General features: G+C 50.0%; 13 protein-coding genes. 3 read left to right on the top strand and 10 right to left on the bottom strand.

What is annotated here, in order from left to right:
- Positions 1-235: 235 nt before the first annotated feature.
- Genes BLQ36_RS12505 through BLQ36_RS12495 form a run of 3 tightly spaced genes read right to left on the bottom strand, consistent with a single transcriptional unit; the run spans position 236 to position 4837 of the window.
- Positions 236-3280, bottom strand: coding sequence for an efflux RND transporter permease subunit (locus BLQ36_RS12505; RefSeq protein ID WP_074515904.1), 3045 nt, complete (start codon positions 3278-3280; stop codon positions 236-238).
- The gene (locus tag BLQ36_RS12500; protein WP_074515903.1) at positions 3277-4368 is read right to left on the bottom strand and encodes an efflux RND transporter periplasmic adaptor subunit; all 1092 of its coding nucleotides are present in this window, start codon (positions 4366-4368) and stop codon (positions 3277-3279) included. Before BLQ36_RS12500 ends, BLQ36_RS12505 begins: the two co-directional genes overlap by 4 nt.
- A complete protein-coding gene (locus tag BLQ36_RS12495; protein WP_074515902.1) occupies positions 4355-4837 on the bottom strand; it encodes a MarR family winged helix-turn-helix transcriptional regulator in 483 nt (160 codons plus the stop codon). Before BLQ36_RS12495 ends, BLQ36_RS12500 begins: the two co-directional genes overlap by 14 nt.
- A gap of 225 nt (positions 4838-5062) precedes the next feature.
- Here BLQ36_RS12495 and BLQ36_RS12490 point away from each other — a divergent pair, with 225 nt between their 5' ends.
- Positions 5063-5902 (top strand): menaquinone biosynthetic enzyme MqnA/MqnD family protein, encoded by an 840-nt coding sequence (locus tag BLQ36_RS12490; RefSeq protein ID WP_074515901.1) that lies wholly within the window; start codon positions 5063-5065, stop codon positions 5900-5902.
- A gap of 75 nt (positions 5903-5977) precedes the next feature.
- Here BLQ36_RS12490 and BLQ36_RS12485 read toward each other — a convergent pair whose 3' ends face one another.
- The 5 genes from BLQ36_RS12485 to BLQ36_RS12465 form a co-directional block, all read right to left on the bottom strand.
- Complete coding sequence (locus BLQ36_RS12485; RefSeq protein WP_074515900.1) at positions 5978-7792, bottom strand: bifunctional metallophosphatase/5'-nucleotidase; 1815 nt, start codon at positions 7790-7792, stop codon at positions 5978-5980.
- A 16-nt stretch (positions 7793-7808) separates the two neighbouring features.
- The gene (locus BLQ36_RS12480) at positions 7809-9476 is read right to left on the bottom strand and encodes a bifunctional metallophosphatase/5'-nucleotidase (protein WP_074515899.1); all 1668 of its coding nucleotides are present in this window, start codon (positions 9474-9476) and stop codon (positions 7809-7811) included.
- 149 nt (positions 9477-9625) lie between these two features.
- The gene (locus BLQ36_RS12475) at positions 9626-10411 is read right to left on the bottom strand and encodes a hypothetical protein (protein WP_033171270.1); all 786 of its coding nucleotides are present in this window, start codon (positions 10409-10411) and stop codon (positions 9626-9628) included.
- A gap of 82 nt (positions 10412-10493) precedes the next feature.
- A complete protein-coding gene (locus tag BLQ36_RS12470) occupies positions 10494-11573 on the bottom strand; it encodes a hypothetical protein (protein WP_074515898.1) in 1080 nt (359 codons plus the stop codon).
- A gap of 29 nt (positions 11574-11602) precedes the next feature.
- Positions 11603-12508: a 5'-nucleotidase, lipoprotein e(P4) family gene (locus BLQ36_RS12465; RefSeq protein ID WP_074515897.1), complete on the bottom strand. Its 906-nt coding sequence runs from the start codon at positions 12506-12508 to the stop codon at positions 11603-11605.
- A gap of 504 nt (positions 12509-13012) precedes the next feature.
- Between BLQ36_RS12465 and BLQ36_RS12460 the strand changes: the two genes are divergently transcribed.
- Positions 13013-14845 (top strand): endonuclease/exonuclease/phosphatase family protein, encoded by a 1833-nt coding sequence (locus BLQ36_RS12460; protein WP_074515896.1) that lies wholly within the window; start codon positions 13013-13015, stop codon positions 14843-14845.
- Between the two features lie 73 nt (positions 14846-14918).
- On the opposite strand, the gene BLQ36_RS12455 is transcribed toward BLQ36_RS12460, so the two are convergent.
- Together BLQ36_RS12455 and BLQ36_RS12450 are read right to left on the bottom strand one after the other, a co-directional pair.
- Positions 14919-16433 carry a hypothetical protein gene (locus BLQ36_RS12455; RefSeq protein WP_074515895.1) on the bottom strand — a complete coding sequence of 505 codons (1515 nt, stop codon included), beginning with the start codon at positions 16431-16433 and terminating at the stop codon, positions 14919-14921.
- A 41-nt stretch (positions 16434-16474) separates the two neighbouring features.
- Positions 16475-17320: a hypothetical protein gene (locus BLQ36_RS12450; protein ID WP_074515894.1), complete on the bottom strand. Its 846-nt coding sequence runs from the start codon at positions 17318-17320 to the stop codon at positions 16475-16477.
- A 326-nt stretch (positions 17321-17646) separates the two neighbouring features.
- Between BLQ36_RS12450 and BLQ36_RS12445 the strand changes: the two genes are divergently transcribed.
- The coding region (locus tag BLQ36_RS12445; RefSeq protein ID WP_143558768.1) for a helix-turn-helix domain-containing protein at positions 17647-17880 on the top strand (234 nt) is incomplete at its 3' end.

The following is a 17880-nucleotide window of genomic DNA, read 5'->3' as shown; positions in this document are numbered from 1 at the left end:
TTAGAAAAACATCTCCCGCGTAGTGTTGGCACTGCCCCTAGCGGCGGCTAAGAGTTGCTGCGAATGAGATTCGTGTAACCTACAAACTGTAATTTGTAAAAAAGGCGTGGATAAATTCATAGAAGCCTCCATAAGGTAGATGACTCAATCTTATGGAGGCTTCTATATTTTATGCCAATATAAAGGGATTTTTCACAGTCCCTTTTCTTTTTTGTCGGTCGTAACGCCTTGTTTTTTACCGTTTGGGTACTTTATACGCCACGGCGTACATTGTCGGCAATACCAACAACGTCAAGACGGTCGCCACCAGCAGGCCGCTGGCAATAGCCACAGCCATTGGCCCCCAGAAAGTGCTGGCCATCAGGGGCAGCATGCCGAGAATAGCGGCGGCCGCCGTCAGCATAATCGGACGGAAGCGCAAGATGGCCGAGTCTACCACAGCATCCCAAGGCGTCTCCCCATCCGCCAGATGCTTCTGGATCTGATCGATAAGGATAACGGAATTCCGGATAATCATACCAAAAAGCGCCAGGATGCCAAGTTCCGCCACAAATCCCATGGCCGAACCCGTCAGCAGCATGCCCCAGGAAACGCCGATAAGCCCCAGCGGTGCCGTAAGCACCGTAAGTATCATCTGTTTGGCACTGCCAAGCTGGAACATCAGCAGCGTCATGATGATGAAAATCATCACGGGAACCGGCTGGAGCAGGAAGCCAACACTCTTGTTGCTGTCCTCCAATGCTCCCGCCGGCTCAATGCTGCAGCCAAAGGGTAAATCCTTGCGCAGCTGTGCCGTTGCCTCATAGGCCTTCTTCGTGGCATCGTTAGCCGTACCGTCATGAACATCAGCCTGAACGGTAATTGTCGGCATCAGATTGCGGCGCTCGATAAAGCCATCTTCCGCACCGTAGGAAATCTTGGCAATCTGCTCCAGCGGCACATAGCCAGCCTGCCCTAGATAAATCGGCAGGCTCTTCATCTGTGCCAAATCCTTGCGGTCTTCTCCCGCCAAGCGCAAATCGATGTCAATGGTGCGGTCACCCTTGTAGAACTCCGCCGCCTTCGCGCCAGTCACCGCCGTATAAATCTGCTGGGAAACCGATTGGCTGGAAACACCCAGCGCGCGCAGTTTATCCTGGTCAAGTTCCAAGTGCATGACTTTGCTCTTATCCCCCCAGGACGTATTGACGTTATAGTTATTGGGGTCCTTGGCCACGATATCGGCCACTTGCTGGGCCAATTCCTTCGTCTGTTCCGTCGTATAGCCCGTCACCCGCAGCATCACCGGATAATCAGCCGGCGGACCAGTCTGGATGAACTGAATCTTAGCGCGCACATCAGAAAACTCGTCATTAAAGGCCTGATTGAGTTCCTCGGTGAGTTTCTCCCGGGACTTGGTATCCTTAGCCACAATGACAAACTGTGCGGCATTATCCGTCTCAGCCTTCGGATTGACCGTCAGCACGAAACGCGGCGCATAGCGGCCCACATAATACGAGTAGTTGGACAGCAATTCCTGCCGGTCCTGCAGCCACGAAGACATGCGGTCACAGACTTCCTGGCTGGCAGCCATCGAGGAGCCCTCGGGCAGTTTCATCTCAATCAGGATTTCCGGTCGCGTCGACGTCGGGAAGAATTCCTGCTTGATGAATTTCATCATGCCAACCGAAACGACAAACAAAGCCGCCGTGGCCCCGAGGACGAGTTTCCGATGTTCGAGGAACCAGACGAGCACCTTACGGAACATCGTATAGAACTTGCTCTGATAGGGGTCGATCTTGCCGTCTTCATCCTTCTTGACCTCTACGCGAATCAAATGATAGCCGAAAAGCGGTGCCACCATAACCGACACCAGCCAGGAAATCAACAGAGCCGCCCCGATAACCGGGAAAAGGGCCTGGCAGAACTCACTGGCCATGCCTTTGGAAAAGGCCACCGGAATAAAGCCCGAACAGGTGATGAGGGTACCCGTCAGCATGGGCTTGGCCGTTGCCCGGAAGGCATAGCAGGCCGCCTCAAAGCGGTTGAGACCCATCTCAAGCTTGACGCTCATCATCTCCACCGCAATAATGGCATCGTCCACCAAAAGGCCCAAAGCGATGATAAGGGCGCCCAAGGAGACCTTGTGCAAATCGATGTTCAGCGCATACATGATGAGGAACACCGCACAAAGTACCAGCGGGATACAGCCGGCAACCACCATGCCCGTGCGCACGCCGAGCGACAGGAAGCTGACCGCCAACACGATAACGATGGCCTCGACCAGCGTCTTGACGAAGTCATGGATAGACTGGTCAACCACCTTCGGCTGGTCCGAAACCTGATGGACTTCAATACCTACGGGAACTTCCTGCTGGATTTCCCCGATTTTTGCCTTAAGATCCTCCCCTAACTGCAGGATATTGCCGCCATTTTCCATCGACACGGCGATCCCGATAGCCGGCTCACCGTTATAGAACATCTTCGGCTTGGCAGGGTCGACAAACCGGCGCTCTACCGTGGCGATATCCCCGAGACGGAACACCTTGCCGTTGGCATTGATTGGCATCTCGCGGATGGCCTCGACATCCTGGAACATGCCACTGACGCGCAAGTAGACGTTGTTGGATTCCGTCTCCACCTCACCGGATGCCGTCATTTCATTCTGGGTCTTGAGGGAATTGGCAATGACCTGCGGACTGATGCCCAGTTCTGCCAGTTTATCCTTCTGGATCTCTACATAGACCTTCTCCGGCTGGACGCCGATAAGTTCCACCTTCTGGACGCTCGAAACATTGAGCAGCATGCGGCGCGTCTTTTCCGCATACTCGCGCATTTCCTCATAGTTATAGCCATCGCCCGTGACTGCATAGATGGAGCCATAGACGTCATCAAAACGGTCATTATAATAAGGGCCATAAACACCCTGGGGCAAATCCTTTTTGACATCCTCACAGAAATTGCGGACGTCACGCCAAGTCGGCCGGATTTGGTCTTTGGCAACGGTATCCTTCAATTTCACATAGATAACCGTTTGCCCCTCCCGGGTCTCACTGTTGATGGAGTCGAGCCCCGGCGTATCCTGGAGCCGTTTTTCCAGTTTATCCGTGACCTGCTCCTGCATTTCCTCCGCCGTAGCCCCAGGCCAGGCAGCCGTAATGACCATCTGGCGGATGGTAAACTGCGGGTCCTCCATGCGGCCCAGCTGAAAATACGCCACGAGACCACCGATAGCCGTCATAATAATAAAGTACCAGACCAGGGCCCGATGCTTCAGCGATAATTCGGTAAGATTCGTCATGAGTCCGCCTCCGTCCGTACGGATTGCCCCTCATGAAGTTTATGGACGCCAGCCGTAACCACCACATCGGCAGCATCAAGGCCATGAACCAATACCTGATTATCGCCAAAGTCCTCAACGGAAACCGATTTAAGGCTGACCGTATTATCGTCCCCGACAACCCAAACCTGCGGGGTATCTCCGTTCTGATAAATAGCCGCGAGCGGCAGTACCGCCGAATCAGCGGTGCCCTCGCCGCCACTGATTTGCGGCGCAAACGACACACTGGCCGTCATGCCAAGCTGCATGCCCGTCGGCGGATTCGGTACCGAAATGCGGACGCGATACGTGCGGGCCGCATTATCGGCCATCGGTGCCACCTCGCGGACAACACCGTCCGCCCGGTCATGCAGCGCCCAGAAATTCACGGTCACCGGTGCGCCCACAGCTACATCCGCGACACGGTTTTCCGGCACATTGATTTCGACCTCCAGCTCATTCGTCTGCACGAGCGTCAGCACCGTCTGACCAGCCCCAACGATCTGTCCTTCCTCGGCATTGATTGCCGATACGACACCATTAGCCCCCGCCGTGAGATTAGTATACCCCATGGCATTATGCCCCTGGGCTGCCTGGGCCAAGGCATTCTGATACGAAGCAAACGCGGAATCATAACTTGCCTGATACTGATCCAGCGTTACCGCCGCCACCGCGTTTTCCTGATAAAGCTGGCTGTAACGAGCCAGATTGCGCTGGGCAAGGTCGAGATTTGCCCGGGCCGAAGCCACCTGCGCATCTCCCTGATTGGCCTTCTGTACCACATCACGGCTGTCGATAACCATCAGCACATCCCCGGCACGGACCGGCGAACCGACCTGCACATTGCGGCTCAAAATCTGACCGCCAACCTGAAACGACATATTCGTTTCATAGCGTCCGCGCACGGTTCCCGAATAGGAACTGCTGTCATTGAGTGAGCCACTGCCAACCTGCTGTGTTTTTACCAGCGGTGCTTTCACTGTCTTAGTATCCTTACTGCCGCAACCAACGGCCAAAAGACACACAACCGCCAAAAAGCAAGCCAAAAAACTCAGCTTATATTTTTTCATGAACGTCGCCTCCTGAAGGCAAATTTCGCGCGAGTTTCACGAGGTCAGCCTCACAGGCCTTCGTAACCAGCTCGTTAAACCCGTTGAACAAATGCTGGATATCGTCCTGCTTCATATCGCGGACCAGATAATCAATCCACCCCTGAATGATATTGCGCAGGAACTGATGCTGCTCACGGCCGTATTCCGTGAGGAAAATATGCTTGACGCGTCGGTCTGCAGGATCGACTTCCCGATAGATAAAGCCCTTCTCCTGCAACAGATTTACCGTACGCGTGACTACCGCTTTATCCAAATAAAGCATATTGGCAAGCTCATCCTGCTTCGCTCCCTCATTGTCAAAAATGCGGATGAGCATGATATATTCCGAGAAAGTAAGATGTAATTTCTGGCAGGCTTCGACTATAAAGAGCTGCGAACGGCGATGTAGAATCGAGAACCAACGGCCAACATTTACATAATCATCCATAATTATTCCTCCCTAAAATTATCCCTTCCATAATCCCCGTCAATCTTGTTGACTCTATCAAATAATTTTAGCGAACCCCTATCGAAAAGTCAAGATTCCTCGCTATTTTCAGATATTTTCTAACCTATATATAATACACAAAGCCCTTGCCAATATTTTTCTGCGCGCCAAAGACATAATCATGTATAATAGAACTACCAATTGCAACGAAAAGGAGGAACACCTATGAGCTGTCCCAGAGTTGGACATATCAATTTTTTGAACGTACTGCCACTTACCTGGAGCTATGCCCACGGCGCCGACCAAGGTCTATCCATCACGCGTGGTGTACCAGCTGTTCTCAATAATGACATTGTCAATCACCGCCTCGACGTCAGCAATGTATCGTCAATTGTCTACGCCCGCGACAGTGAAGAACTTGTCGTCCTGCCGGACGTTTGCATCAGCACGGACGGAGCGGTTCAAAGCATCCTGCTGGTCTCCCGCAAGCCCATCGATGATATAACCGATGACAAAATCATCCTGACGGCAAAATCGGCCACCTCTCACTGCCTGCTCAAAATCATCCTGCGCGGTGCCTATGGCGCGATTCCCAACTACTTCGTGCGCCACATCACGCCTGAATCTCCCATCCCTGAGGATGCGACAGCCTCCCTGCTCATCGGCGACGACGCCCTCTGGCTCTACCATCATAAACAGCCAGACCTCTACTATTACGACCTGGGCCACGAATGGAAAAAAATGACCGGTCAAAAAATGGTCTACGCCCTCTGGGTGGCCAACAAGACCTTCGCCGAGCAGAATCCGGCGATGCTCCAACTCGTCTACGATCGCATCCGCCGCGCCTTTCAAACGGGAATGGACCACAAGAAAGAAATCATCGAATCCGTCTTGCCCCATAAGCCCTTTACCTATGAGCAGCTCGATGACTATCTCGGCCCCACCATCCATTGGGATTTGACCGAAGAATACCTCGAAGGCCTAAAGACCTTCTACAGCCTCGCCCATCAAATGAACCTCATCGAACACATACCAGAAATCAAACTGGCTGATGTAAAACGATAAAAAGGATTCGCCATGCTGCGCCTGTCAAGGCAGCGCATGGCGAATCCTTTTATTTTTGCCGAACCTTGGCTTTGATTACTTCAAATCCTTTTTATTAATAGATTCTATATTGGTGTATTTTCCATCTTCGGAGTTATGAAGCTTGATTGTGCCATTTTTAAGCTGGGCAGCGGCTTTTTGATAGTCGGCACTGCTCTTGTCGAATCCGGTGATTTTCCAATCACATACAGGTTTGACGTCGATTTTTCCTTTTTTGACCTCGCGGATATAACGGATGGTCATATTGCGAATAGTACCTTCCGTTTCCCCAAATGCTTGAAGCGACGTCCAAAGCTGCGGGAAGCTGCGGCCTTCCAGGGCACCGCCCTTGGCAACCAGCTGATTCATGCGATAGGCATTCATCCCCAGTTTGATTTTATCACCATCGGCGATTGCCCGCCCCGTCTTCTTGATGCGAAGATTCTTGATGCGCTGGCCCACTGGCTGGGTCAAGTCAATCTCATAATTCACCCCACCAAAAATATCATTGGTACTGTACTTCGAAGCCCGGCGGACAGGATTATAGCTCGGGGCAATATCCCCCGGCTGTTTCTGATTAAAATACGCTGCCGACCATTCCATATAGTCTTTGAGGTCACGGCCCGTAACCTCGTAAAGGGTCGTCTCCCCACCCGTATACTGATAGTTGAAGGCAATGTCCTTGCGGCGGATGGGGCCCACTGCCTGCTGGGCATTGTCACGGCTGATAATGACGGAAACTACATCAGCCCCGCTGTAATGAAGCTGGACCTCATTGAGGAAATTCGTCAGCGGCGTATCCGCCACCTGCACTTCACTGATTCCCGGCATGGTATCCTCAGGAACCATATTCATACCGGCGACCTCACCAATTTTTTCATTGGCAACGGCCCGAGCCTGCTCATGGAATGGTGCCAGTACCTTCACCAGCCGCTCATCCGAAGCAGCTTTGCCCACGGGAAGGGTCTGGGCCTTTTTATCGGTCAGTACAAACTTGCCTTTATCCTTTTTGAAAGTCAAATCGATCCGGGTCAGAGCCTTGCCATATTTAAACGGTTCCGATACCAAAACGCCATTTATCGTCTTGCTCGTGACATTTTGATGCATATGACCGGCCACGATAGCGGCAAGTTCCGGACAAGCCTTGGCGATATCCGTCACACCAGTATCGGCATTATCGTTCTCATTGTCCACCCCCATGTGCAGAACGCCAATCAGAACATCCGCCTTGCCGGAAAGTTCTTCGATAGCCTTCCGCGTCTCCCTCCTGGGGTTTTTGACTACCACCCCCTTCAGGTGGTCTGAATCCTTTTCAAACTCGGCAATCATCGGGGTATCCATGCCAATGATGCCAACGCGGATGCCGGCTTTCTTAATAACCGTCGAAGCTGGCATAAAGCGCTTTCCGTTTTCCCAATACACATTGCCACAGAGGGGCTTCCCCTTGAATTGGCGGGTAACATGCTTCAGCACATCAAGGCCGAAATTGAACTCATGATTTCCCATCGTCCAAGTATCATAGCCCATTTCATTCATCGCCACCACCATGGGCTGGGCTTTGGCTTTATTGAACTGCTCCACGCTGTTATCCTGAATAGAATCCCCACAATCCACGAGAATCGTATGGGGATTCTCGGCACGGATTTCCTGAATCATGGTGCTAAGCTGTACTAAACTGCCGGACCGATCCTCACAATCCGTCGCATAATCCCAGGGCATAAATCGTCCATGGACATCCGACGTCCCCAAGATAGTGATCGTCACTGTATCTTCCGCCTCAGCAGCAAAACCAACCGCCGAAGTCCAGCCGCCAGCCAATGCCATTGACAAACAGCTTGCAATAAAAAGTTTCTTCATTTTTCTCATATACATATTATTTCCCTCATAGTTATTGGATTACCGTCCAGTTATTGTCACAGACCGGCGCAATCGTACCCTTTTCTTTGACGTAGCGAATCATCAGTGAACGCATTTGACCGTCGTCGCCGTATTTGCGCATGGAGTCGAATACGACTTTGGGCTTTTTGCCATTGGTGTAGCCCATGGCGGCCATGTAGCCGCTGCCGCCGTTCATACGGTAGTCGTTGATGGCCAGGGTGTATTTGTCGGTATCCTTGACATCCTTGCCCTGATACTGGAGCTTGGTGATACGGCTGCCGACGGGTTTCGTCAGGTCGATGGTATAGTCTGCGCCCTGCAGCATATCGTAGTTGTAGTCCGGGCTCGTCCCATAGAAGCTGGCGGCGTGTTCCATATATTTTTTGAGCTCCGCACCGGTAATCTCGATACCATAGAGATAATTCTCATAGATGTAGAGTCCTGACATTTCCTGCAGCGTAATCGGCCCTTTATCAATGTTCTGGCTCGTGTTGAACGAGGCTGCCGCCGAAAGCTGAGTGCCCGCATAGTGACGCTGGACTTCATTGACGAGGTCGACGATGGCCGAATCCTGATGGTTCGACTCCGCACCGAGGAAAACATCCGATGCCTCGCCGACTACCGTCTGCAGATGCTTGAGCGTCTTTTCATGCCAGGGCTTGGCCAGTTTGACGATGGCTGGATCATCGGCTACGCCCTTCGTAGGAATCGCCTGCGTCGTGACTTTTTCGACCTGCCATTTCCCCGCAACTTTTTTGAGCGTCAACTGGCTCTTGCCCACGAATTTGCCATCTTTGCCGCTCTCGACCACGGGTACACCATTTATCACCGCATCTTTATAGACCGTACCATCCGGGCCTGTCACCCCGTTGGCATTGTCGATGACGACATGATTATGCGCGCAAATCAAAAGGTCGAGCTCGGGGCAGGCCTCCGCAATCGCTACGACTTGGTTTTCCTCGCTGTTGCGGTCCCCACGCGGCACGCCGGAATGAGACACGCCGATGAGAATATCCACGCCCTGCGCCTTGAGTTCCTTGATGCACTGCTGCATGACCGGCACCTGGCTGACAAAATGAACCCCAGCGAAATGGGACGGGTCCTCGAAATTCGGAATCGCCGGGGTATCGGTACCGATGATGCCGACCTTTACCTTCTCGCCGTCGACCTTGACCGTCTTGATGAGGTACGGACGCACCCCAGACCAGGTCTTGCCCGTCTTATCGTCGATGACGTTGGCACCAAGGACATTCTTATTCTTGCCGATGACCTTCTGGAGATAGCCTAGGCCAAAATTAAACTCATGGTTGCCCAGCTCGATGGCATCGTAGCCAATCTTGTTGAATGCCGTAAACATGGGGTGCTGGCCAGCCTTCCACTCCTGCGGATGCTGGACCATATAGGTATCCAGCGGCGTGCCCTGGATGATATCGCCACCATCGATGACAAGGACGGCATCATCCTTCGTCTTGGCCTTGCGCCCTTCGTTAATAATCGTACTGACCTTGGCCAGCCCCAAATCCGCTTTTTGGGCGCGGAAATAATCCCAGCCAATGACACTGCCATGGATATCCGACGTCGAGTAGACGGTAAGATCGCCCGCAAACGCCGTGCCCGTTGTAACGGCCGCCGTAAGTGCGGCCAATACCATAACCTTTAACGATTTTTTGCCAAACATAATAACCCTCTTTTCCGTAGAACTCCATTCCTTATTTTACACCGAAAAGCTCGCCAGTAAATACCGGCGAGCTTTTCTGGCACATTGTAGATTTCAGGGGTAAAAAAAGGAGTCAGAGATCTGATTATTAAATAGTAGCGATAACGCTATTATTTGACGTATTTTACCAATTCATCATCGGTGATGTTCTTGCCGCAGTAGCGCATGATGGCACGGAAGAACGTAGCCGAGCGGTTGACGCGCTGGATGGCTTCCTCGTGCGTCAGCTCACGGTCCTCAGCGCGCAGCTTCTGCGCAAGCTCAAAGGACTCATTGGCAATCTTCAACATGTAGTCGATGATTTCATCCTCGCTGTTGAAGCGGACGCTGTCATCCACCGTCATTTCCTTCGTAATCAAAGGAACACCGTCGACATCGTATTTCACATCACTGCGATTGAGCGTCTGGTCGATGTTCAGATGATGTTTCTTGTTGAAATCATCATAGACCGACATATGCATCGGCATCGAGAGATCGCCGCAGTAGTGGCCAAGGATCGCATAGTTGTAGTCGTCGAAACGGCCCATCTCCGTCCAAGCCTTGGATTTGCGCGTAGCGTTGATGATGGCGCCGAGAATCCAGCCATCCGGCGAATCGTCACGGCCCTGACCAATCATCTCGAGCTGCTCTTCGACATCTTTACGCGTTGGCGGCTTGCTGGCATCAAAGAAATGCCCCTGACCGTCGTTTTTCTTGAGCTTGTTGATAGCCGACACCGTCTTGGAAACATCCGGTGCGCAGGCATTCTGATAGCTCGAAAGACCTGCCGCACGCTCGATAGCCATGTGAGTCTGGTCCGTCCAAGCCTCTGCCGTCAGCGGCGCCAACGACAGCGTGCCAAACGAAGCCAGCATAGCCGGGATAATCAAAAGTTTTGATTTCTTACCGAATTTCATTCTATTTCCTCCTAAACAGAAGAACCTTACCGGCAGGGCAGAAACCTCCTGCTCCCGCCCACCGGAATCTAATATTTACAAATTAGCGAAGTTTGAATGCAAGCTCTGCAATAACCTGCGTCTTCCATTTCCCGTTTGCCGGATCCTTATAATCGCTCAAACCTTTATCCTTTACGCGAGCAACCGAGATATCCGTGGATACACCTTTCTTGATTACATAACCATAAGTAAGTTTGAATCCGCGAGCATCATCAATGAAGGTCGGGTTATGTACATACTGAGCACCTTTACCAAGGTCCTGATATTTCAGAGACCAGACCTGGGTACCCGGTTTCTGAAGTGGCAAACCAGACGTCATATCGCTGGTCGGCCCCGTATATGCTTCGACATACCAACCTTTACGTGCTGCCGAAGAAGAGTCTGCTGGACGCATCTTATCCGAAGCATTGTGTGCATACTCACCCACAAACGTTACACCTGGAGTTTTGATTTTGGACCCAAAGGACCAAATTCTAAACTTATTGTATTTATTCTCTGCATACTCACTATTAACATTAAGATTCAGCACAGATACCTGCCAATTCTTAACAATATCCTTCGTTGCATTGAACGCGAGGACACGGTCACCGCCATCACGATCACCATAAATAATCTGGAGGCACTGCGGGTCATACCAATTACCAAAGGAAACCTGTGCGCCCGTCAAATTGCCCGAGGAATTAAACGTCATGCCTTGCCCCAAATATGCACCCTTCTTACCAAGGATACCCGTGATATTAGCTTTACGGAACTTCTGCTGGATAAACAACTGGTCAAAATATGCATGTTTCGTATTCGTATTTTTACCATACTCAGCAACACCATCAAAATCACTGTGCAAACGAGCCTGGAATTTCGTATCTTTATCAACGAAATAATTCAGCTGCAGACGGCCATAATTATTCCAATGATTGTGCTTATATTTATCTTTACCATAATTATCCTTAACCGTGTAACCGCCAGCATTATCTTTATCCGAGTAATTGGAGATAACGCCATTGAGTTCCATGCGGAACTTATCGGAAATCTCTGCGCTGGCAGAGCTCGGTGCTACCATGTTGACGCCGGCCGTGGTGCCCATCATCAGTGCGAGGGCAAGGGAAAGTTTTGCAGATTTTTTCATGATAAATTCTCCTTCTTCTCAAGTATCAATTACTTCTGTTCGTTGCCTGGTTTCGTGTTTTCTTTGTCCTGGGCAGTCTTGACCGGACGCCACGTGCGCAGCGAATCACGGCGGACATCGCTCTTCTCTTTATTGTTCAGTGCCCAATAGGAACCCTTATCCTTCTTCAGAGCCGATTCCCAATCGCCGTAGGTCGGATTCGGGAAGGCGATGAAGCGTTTGCCGAATTCATCTTTGTATTTGTCAACCAGAGCGTTGCGCTCTTCCTGGCTCTTATGATAGGTACCGATTGGCAGATCGCCTGCGTTATCGCCCATGAATACGACAACATTGTAGTCTTTCATGACCTGATCGAAGCGAGCCTGCTTGTTGCTGGAATCCGCTTTGAAAATCATGTGCTTGCGATCAGCCTGCGGGAAGCCGATTTTCTTGAAGTTGCGTACCGAGCTTTCGTAATGATCCTTGAGGCTGCGGTTCGAAGCGTAGAAGATCTCTACACCGAGCTTATCGACGGCCTGCAGATACTCAGCAGCGCCCGGCATTGCTCTTGCTACCCCAGCATCGCACCATTCTTTCCAGGTGGCATTGCTGTAACTGTTGCCCGTACCGATGAGACCAGCCTCAAACGCGCTGTTGTCCAGTACCGTTTCGTCAGCATCGAGGACGATAGCCAGCGGTTTGTCGCCTTTTTTGTGATGAGCGACGGCTTTTACTACCCGATCGAGTGCGACGTTGTATGCCTGATAGCAAAGTTCGCGGTACTCGGCCGAGTTCTGCATCCACGCAACAGCCATGATCATCTCATCGTTGAGGTCCTGCTGGGTGTAGCCCTGCGGTGCCTCTGACGCATAGCTTGGCGTGAGCGGCGCAGCGATAAAGGATACACTCATTGCCGCAGCAATCAGCAAACTCTTCTTCTTGCTCAAGAATTTCATTACCTATTCCCCCTAAACATCCCTGAAACACTCATCCCAACCTCGCCATTATGAATAGCCGATTTTCTCAATCCTCTTCATTATCACCCTAAATTGACTTGTCAACAGTTTCCATGTTCCCTGTCCGTCAGCCAATTGTAACTCTGTAAATGAGAGCAGTTTTCATCTGCGTCGTTCTATTCATATTGTTGATTTTGTTTGGAGTTTTCAGACGAATTATCGTTTACAAGTCAAAGTATATCTTGTTTCTTATCGTTAAAAAAGGTCACGTGTCCCTTATAGTTCATATTGGTTTACCGTTTTTTCATTTTTCTTTCAGCTGCATATCCTGTTTTATCGTTTTCTTCCAATAATGAGACGTATTTTTTTCGACTCAAGAATAATAAATAATTTTCACAGTGATTTCAATCACGACAAAAAGGTCACATGTCCTTGTTTATCAGGACATGTGACCTTTATAATGGTATCAACTAATAAAGAATAATTGAAAGGTGGCCTAAGGCAATGTTTTCGAAAAAGAATTGTTTGCGCGCGGGTTTAGCAGCGATGATGTTGACCGGTGCCGGATTGTGGATGCCCAGTGATTTTCCATGGAGTCCCAACATCGTATCTGCGGCTCAGCAGACACAGATCGCTCATATTGGCGACATCCAGGGAGGGGGACATATTTCTCCCTATAATGGAAAAACCGTAAAAGATGTCCGCGGCGTCATTACCTTCCGCCAGAGCGAAAGCGTCTTCTTCATCCAGGATGACGGCGACGGCAACGACAAGACCTCGGACGGCATCATGGTTTATGCTCCGAATACCAGCGCCGGCATCGGCGACTATGTCTCCGTCGACGGCGAGGTCACGGAATTCTACGGCCCCGGATACCGCGGCAAAGAGGAAACCGACCTCACCATTACCGAGATCAAAGCCAGCAAGGTGCGTCAGCTCGGCCGCAAGGAGCTTCCCGCTCCCGTTATCCTCGACAAGGACCGCCAGATTCCCCGCAAAGTCATCGACAGCGACGGCATGACGGTGTTTAACCCGGACCACGACGCTCTGGACTTCTGGGAATCCCTCGAAGGCATGCGGGTAACGGTAGAGAAACCGCGCATCCTCGGGCCACAGCGCTATGGCGAAATCTACGTGGTTCCTGCCACGCATGAGGGCCCCTTCAACAACTCCGGCGGCCTTTCGATTACGGCCGAGGATATGCATCCTGAGAAAATCTGCCTGGCGATGCAAGGCGGCAATGCGAAAAGCTACATCACCAAAGCCGGTGACCGGCTCGACGGCGACGTAACCGGTGTCGTAACCTACGGCTTCGGCGTCTATAAAGTAAATACGCGCATGAACCAAATGCCGCGCCTCATCGATGGCGGCCTGCAGCCGGAAAAAACCACCATCGTCCCCGATGAAAACAAGCTGCTGGTTGCTTCCTACAATATCGAAAACTTCTCGGCCAATCCGGCCAAAACGCCGGACAGCAAGGTCAAACGGCTGGCTCAGTCCATTACGAACGACCTCAAGCTGCCCGACATCATCACGGTTCTCGAATTGCAGGACGACGACGGCCCGGTTGACAGCGGCAACAGCGACGCCACCAAGAGCGCCAAACGCCTGACCGATGCCATCAAAGAAGTCTCGGGCGTATCCTATGACTGCGTCAACATCAACCCGAACTACAACGAAGACGGCGGCCAGCCGGGTGCCAACATCCGCGTCGCCTACTTCTACCGTCCGGACCGCGTCCAGCTGAAACCGGGCAAGATTGGCAAAGCCAATGACCCGCAGGGCTGGAAGGATGGACAGCTCACGCTGAACCCGGGCCGCATCGCCCCGAAAGATCCGCTGTTCGCGAACACGCGCAAATCCCTGGCCGCCCAGTTTACCTTCAAAGGCAAAGACGTTGTCATCGTGGCTAACCATCTGAACTCCAAACGCGGCGATGACAGCCTCTACGGCAAACATCAGCCGGTACAATTAAAGAGCGAGGCCAAACGCCTCAAACTTGCCGCAGTCATCAAAGACTTCGTCAACGAAGGCATGGCCCAGAATCCGAATATGAATGTCCTCTTAACGGGCGACTTCAACGACTTCGAATTCTCACCGGTCATCAAAGCCCTCGAAGGCAACAACATGCAAAGCGTCATCAAGGACTATGACCTTGGCGACCGTTATGCCTACTACTATCAGGGCAACGACCAGATTCTCGACAACATCATCGTCAGCAACAACCTCAAAGGACATTACAAGTTCGACATCGTCCATGTCAACTCGTCCTTCATGGAAGCACACGGCCGCGTCAGCGACCACGACCCACTGCTGATTCAGCTGGAACTCCAGTAAGCAGCATAAAACAAAACTCCCCCATAGACTGGATATTTCCAATCTATGGGGGAGTTTTTCGCCCACAACTAACCTACATCACAAAATGCCCACTTTCGTAGCGAATGGATAAGATACTGTTCTCACCGCCAATATCAAAGCCCTCCTCTACCATGTCCCTTAGGCCATAATAGAGGTATGACTCCAACTCAATATTATCGTTTAATTTATCCGAGACGGTATGGCCTAACTGCCGCAGGAAAGCAACGGTTCCTTTATCAGCGCCGTGTTTTTCCAAATAATCGGCGGCATCGATAACCATATTTTGAAATTCCGCTGTGATTGGCACCCCCGTGCACGCAAATTGTGTTTGCTTTTTCGGGATACACCGCATTTCCTGTATCATCGACTGAAAAGAGGCTATTCCAAAGTTATTCCCTGTCAGCCCCATAAAATAATCAGCCGTAAAAGCCGACCGAAGATTTCTCAACTCATGTTTATAGCGCTGTTCTGGCATTGAGGCCATCACATTGCGAAGCAGCGTCCTCGCCAACTTCGACTGATTGACCAGCGTTCCCAAGGGCGTTGCCAATGCTGGCTCCGCCAAACCACCGACCTGCCACTTCCCCGATATACCCATCGCCAAGGAAAAGGAGGATTTCGATAAGTCAATGCCCAAACTGCGCGCCTGTTGAAACAGGCCGGAAATCTCGCCCGTATCCTGAAATAGCGAATCCAGCTTTTCCCGAGACTGTTTTAACAAACAATCTGACCAAAAACCATCTTTTCCTGTGCGGGCTTTCATCCAATCCGGCGTCTCGAAGTCAGCGTCACCGATAGTACCCACTTCATCATACACCGCTTGAATCCACGAAGTCTCACCATCACCAAACTGACGCCGCCCACAGATATCATAAAGCGATCCATTACGATAGTTCATGCTGTGTGATTCATTTTTCCAGTTATTCAACAAATATCGATCTTCATCCGTCATATTGCTCCACGGCAAATAGATTGACCGGCGCATATGCTCGGACAAGGCTTTCCCATTATCGGAATCAGCATTTAACGCCTGCTCCATCTGAGTTGCCAAATCCGTATTGTCATCATCGGCAGTCACTCGAATCCGATTATCCGTCCCAACGGTTATACAGAAGTTCACATCCTTCGGGATCGTCAGCTTTGACTGGTCAAATATGTTCTGAATCTGTTTATTGACCATCTGCCGCTGAAATCTTCCCTGTTCAGCTTCCTCGATTTTCCCGCTGCGATACGGCTCCCCTTTGAGGATTGGCTCTATATAACCACCATACGTGTCCACATCATCATAGAGGAAATGCCATAAATTCCCCACGTGATTCGCCTGCATCGCATCCCCTTGATTATAGCGATTATACAGGATATTCCCAGGATTCGATGCATGCCGCAACTCGTCAATTTCATCTTTGTACGCAGTATACCAAGTCGACATTTGCCGTTCGTATACCTCATCCGTATACTCGTTATCCGCTTTTATTTTAGAACTCTTTTCCTGCTTCACCCGCTGAGCATTCGTAATGTACTGATACTCCCCCGAAGCATTAACAGCACCACGATATTGTGTAATCATAAGGAACCTCCTTTCATAGAGTATATCGGAAAAATTTCTTTTTACTTAATTGCAAACCCATTTTTCAAGGGGTAAATATACCGTACATCAAGCATCGGGGTAAATGTTTTTCCATCACGTTTTTTCCCAGTGTATGTTACCCGCCACTCTGACTTTGCAAACATTTTCATCGAAAGCATATTCCTTGCCGCTGATTCATACGATGAAATCCTCACATTTAAATTTGACTTAAGATTCATAATATCCACATCAGCAATCCCCACTCCATTTTCGTTTACTATCTCCGCAACAAATGCATCTTCTGGGATGTTTTTAGCCACTGCTTTCATTGGAATTTTCCATTTTTCACCGCTTGATACATGAATTCTCTCCCCTTTCAATTCAACATTTTCACTTAAATAAACCGGACTCCCAATTAAAAAAGTATATTCTTTCATGGCTCCAGAAAAACCTGAAATCACTACGTAATAATCTCCAGCCTGTGGTACATCAAATTCATAGGCTTGAAAAGCATCCCCATTATCTTCAAATCTCAAATTTACTCCATCTGACAATATAGATTTTCCATTTTTATCTTTGATATCGCATACAAAAGCTCCTGACATCTTCGTTAAGTAATTTTTTCCTTCTTGTAACGTCACCTTATACCAGTCAGAATTTTTATTATCCACATATCCTGTTACACGAATCATGTTTTTTTGGAACGTAGCCGGATTGCCACTATCACCATCCGCATAAGTTTCATGATTAGCTATAATTTGCATAGCGCTATTAGCATCGTAATGTTGTCCACGGTTTATGATATCCTTGGCCGCAAAAACTGTCTCCATCATAAGCGCAATCAGAAGCACCGTCATAATACTAATTAACCTAAACTTGACTTTCATTTGAATCTCCTCCTCTTTATAAATTACAAATTTAGTCTATCACTCTAAATTGACCAAATCAACTAATTTAATACGAATTTAAATGAACTTTCACATTTTAGAATTAAATTAATATCTCCCTTCCCTTTTAAACTATTACAAGTTCGACATCGTCCATGTCAACTCGTCCTTCATGGAAGCACACGGCCGCGTCAGCGACCACGACCCGCTTCTGATTCAGCTGGAACTCCAATAATAGCAATAAAAACGCAAATCCCCATAGACTGATATGCTCCCCTTATGAGAGACAGTAAAAAATAAAACTGTCATCATAGGGGGAGTTTTTCATGCCTCATAAGCAAAAAGCAACAGCAGAAGAGAAAACCAGAGTTACCCAGAAATGCCTCTCAGGTAGAATGACACGTAGTGAAGCAGCAGCATTATTACAAGTAGATATCACTACCATTAGCGATTGGATAGATCAGTACGAATCTGAGGGCCCCTCAGCTTTTTTGTCGCGTGAACGCAATCGTGTTTATACAGCAGAACTCAAAACTCGGGCCGTTATCAGTTATTTGAAT

It is taken from the genome of Selenomonas sp. WCT3 (genome assembly GCA_900100835.1).
GTDB classification, from domain to species: Bacteria; Bacillota; Negativicutes; order Selenomonadales; family Selenomonadaceae; genus Selenomonas_A; species Selenomonas_A ruminantium_E.
Note: the sequence above shows the minus strand (reverse complement) of the source record. Positions and strands in the feature narration are given on the sequence as shown.

Bases quoted from the DNA above. Each gene is read 5' to 3' on its own strand.
- BLQ36_RS12495 (WP_074515902.1), bottom strand. From the start codon at position 4,837: ATGGATGATTATGTAAATGTTGGCCGTTGGTTCTCGATTCTACATCGC.
- BLQ36_RS12450 (WP_074515894.1), bottom strand. From the start codon at position 17,320: ATGAAAGTCAAGTTTAGGTTAATTAGTATTATGACGGTGCTTCTGATT.
- BLQ36_RS12460 (WP_074515896.1), top strand. From the start codon at position 13,013: ATGTTTTCGAAAAAGAATTGTTTGCGCGCGGGTTTAGCAGCGATGATG.
- BLQ36_RS12475 (WP_033171270.1), bottom strand. From the start codon at position 10,411: ATGAAATTCGGTAAGAAATCAAAACTTTTGATTATCCCGGCTATGCTG.
- BLQ36_RS12465 (WP_074515897.1), bottom strand. From the start codon at position 12,508: ATGAAATTCTTGAGCAAGAAGAAGAGTTTGCTGATTGCTGCGGCAATG.
- BLQ36_RS12455 (WP_074515895.1), bottom strand. From the start codon at position 16,433: ATGATTACACAATATCGTGGTGCTGTTAATGCTTCGGGGGAGTATCAG.
- BLQ36_RS12490 (WP_074515901.1), top strand. From the start codon at position 5,063: ATGAGCTGTCCCAGAGTTGGACATATCAATTTTTTGAACGTACTGCCA.
- BLQ36_RS12470 (WP_074515898.1), bottom strand. From the start codon at position 11,573: ATGAAAAAATCTGCAAAACTTTCCCTTGCCCTCGCACTGATGATGGGC.
- BLQ36_RS12500 (WP_074515903.1), bottom strand. From the start codon at position 4,368: ATGAAAAAATATAAGCTGAGTTTTTTGGCTTGCTTTTTGGCGGTTGTG.
- BLQ36_RS12480 (WP_074515899.1), bottom strand. From the start codon at position 9,476: ATGTTTGGCAAAAAATCGTTAAAGGTTATGGTATTGGCCGCACTTACG.
- BLQ36_RS12485 (WP_074515900.1), bottom strand. From the start codon at position 7,792: ATGTATATGAGAAAAATGAAGAAACTTTTTATTGCAAGCTGTTTGTCA.
- BLQ36_RS12505 (WP_074515904.1), bottom strand. From the start codon at position 3,280: ATGACGAATCTTACCGAATTATCGCTGAAGCATCGGGCCCTGGTCTGG.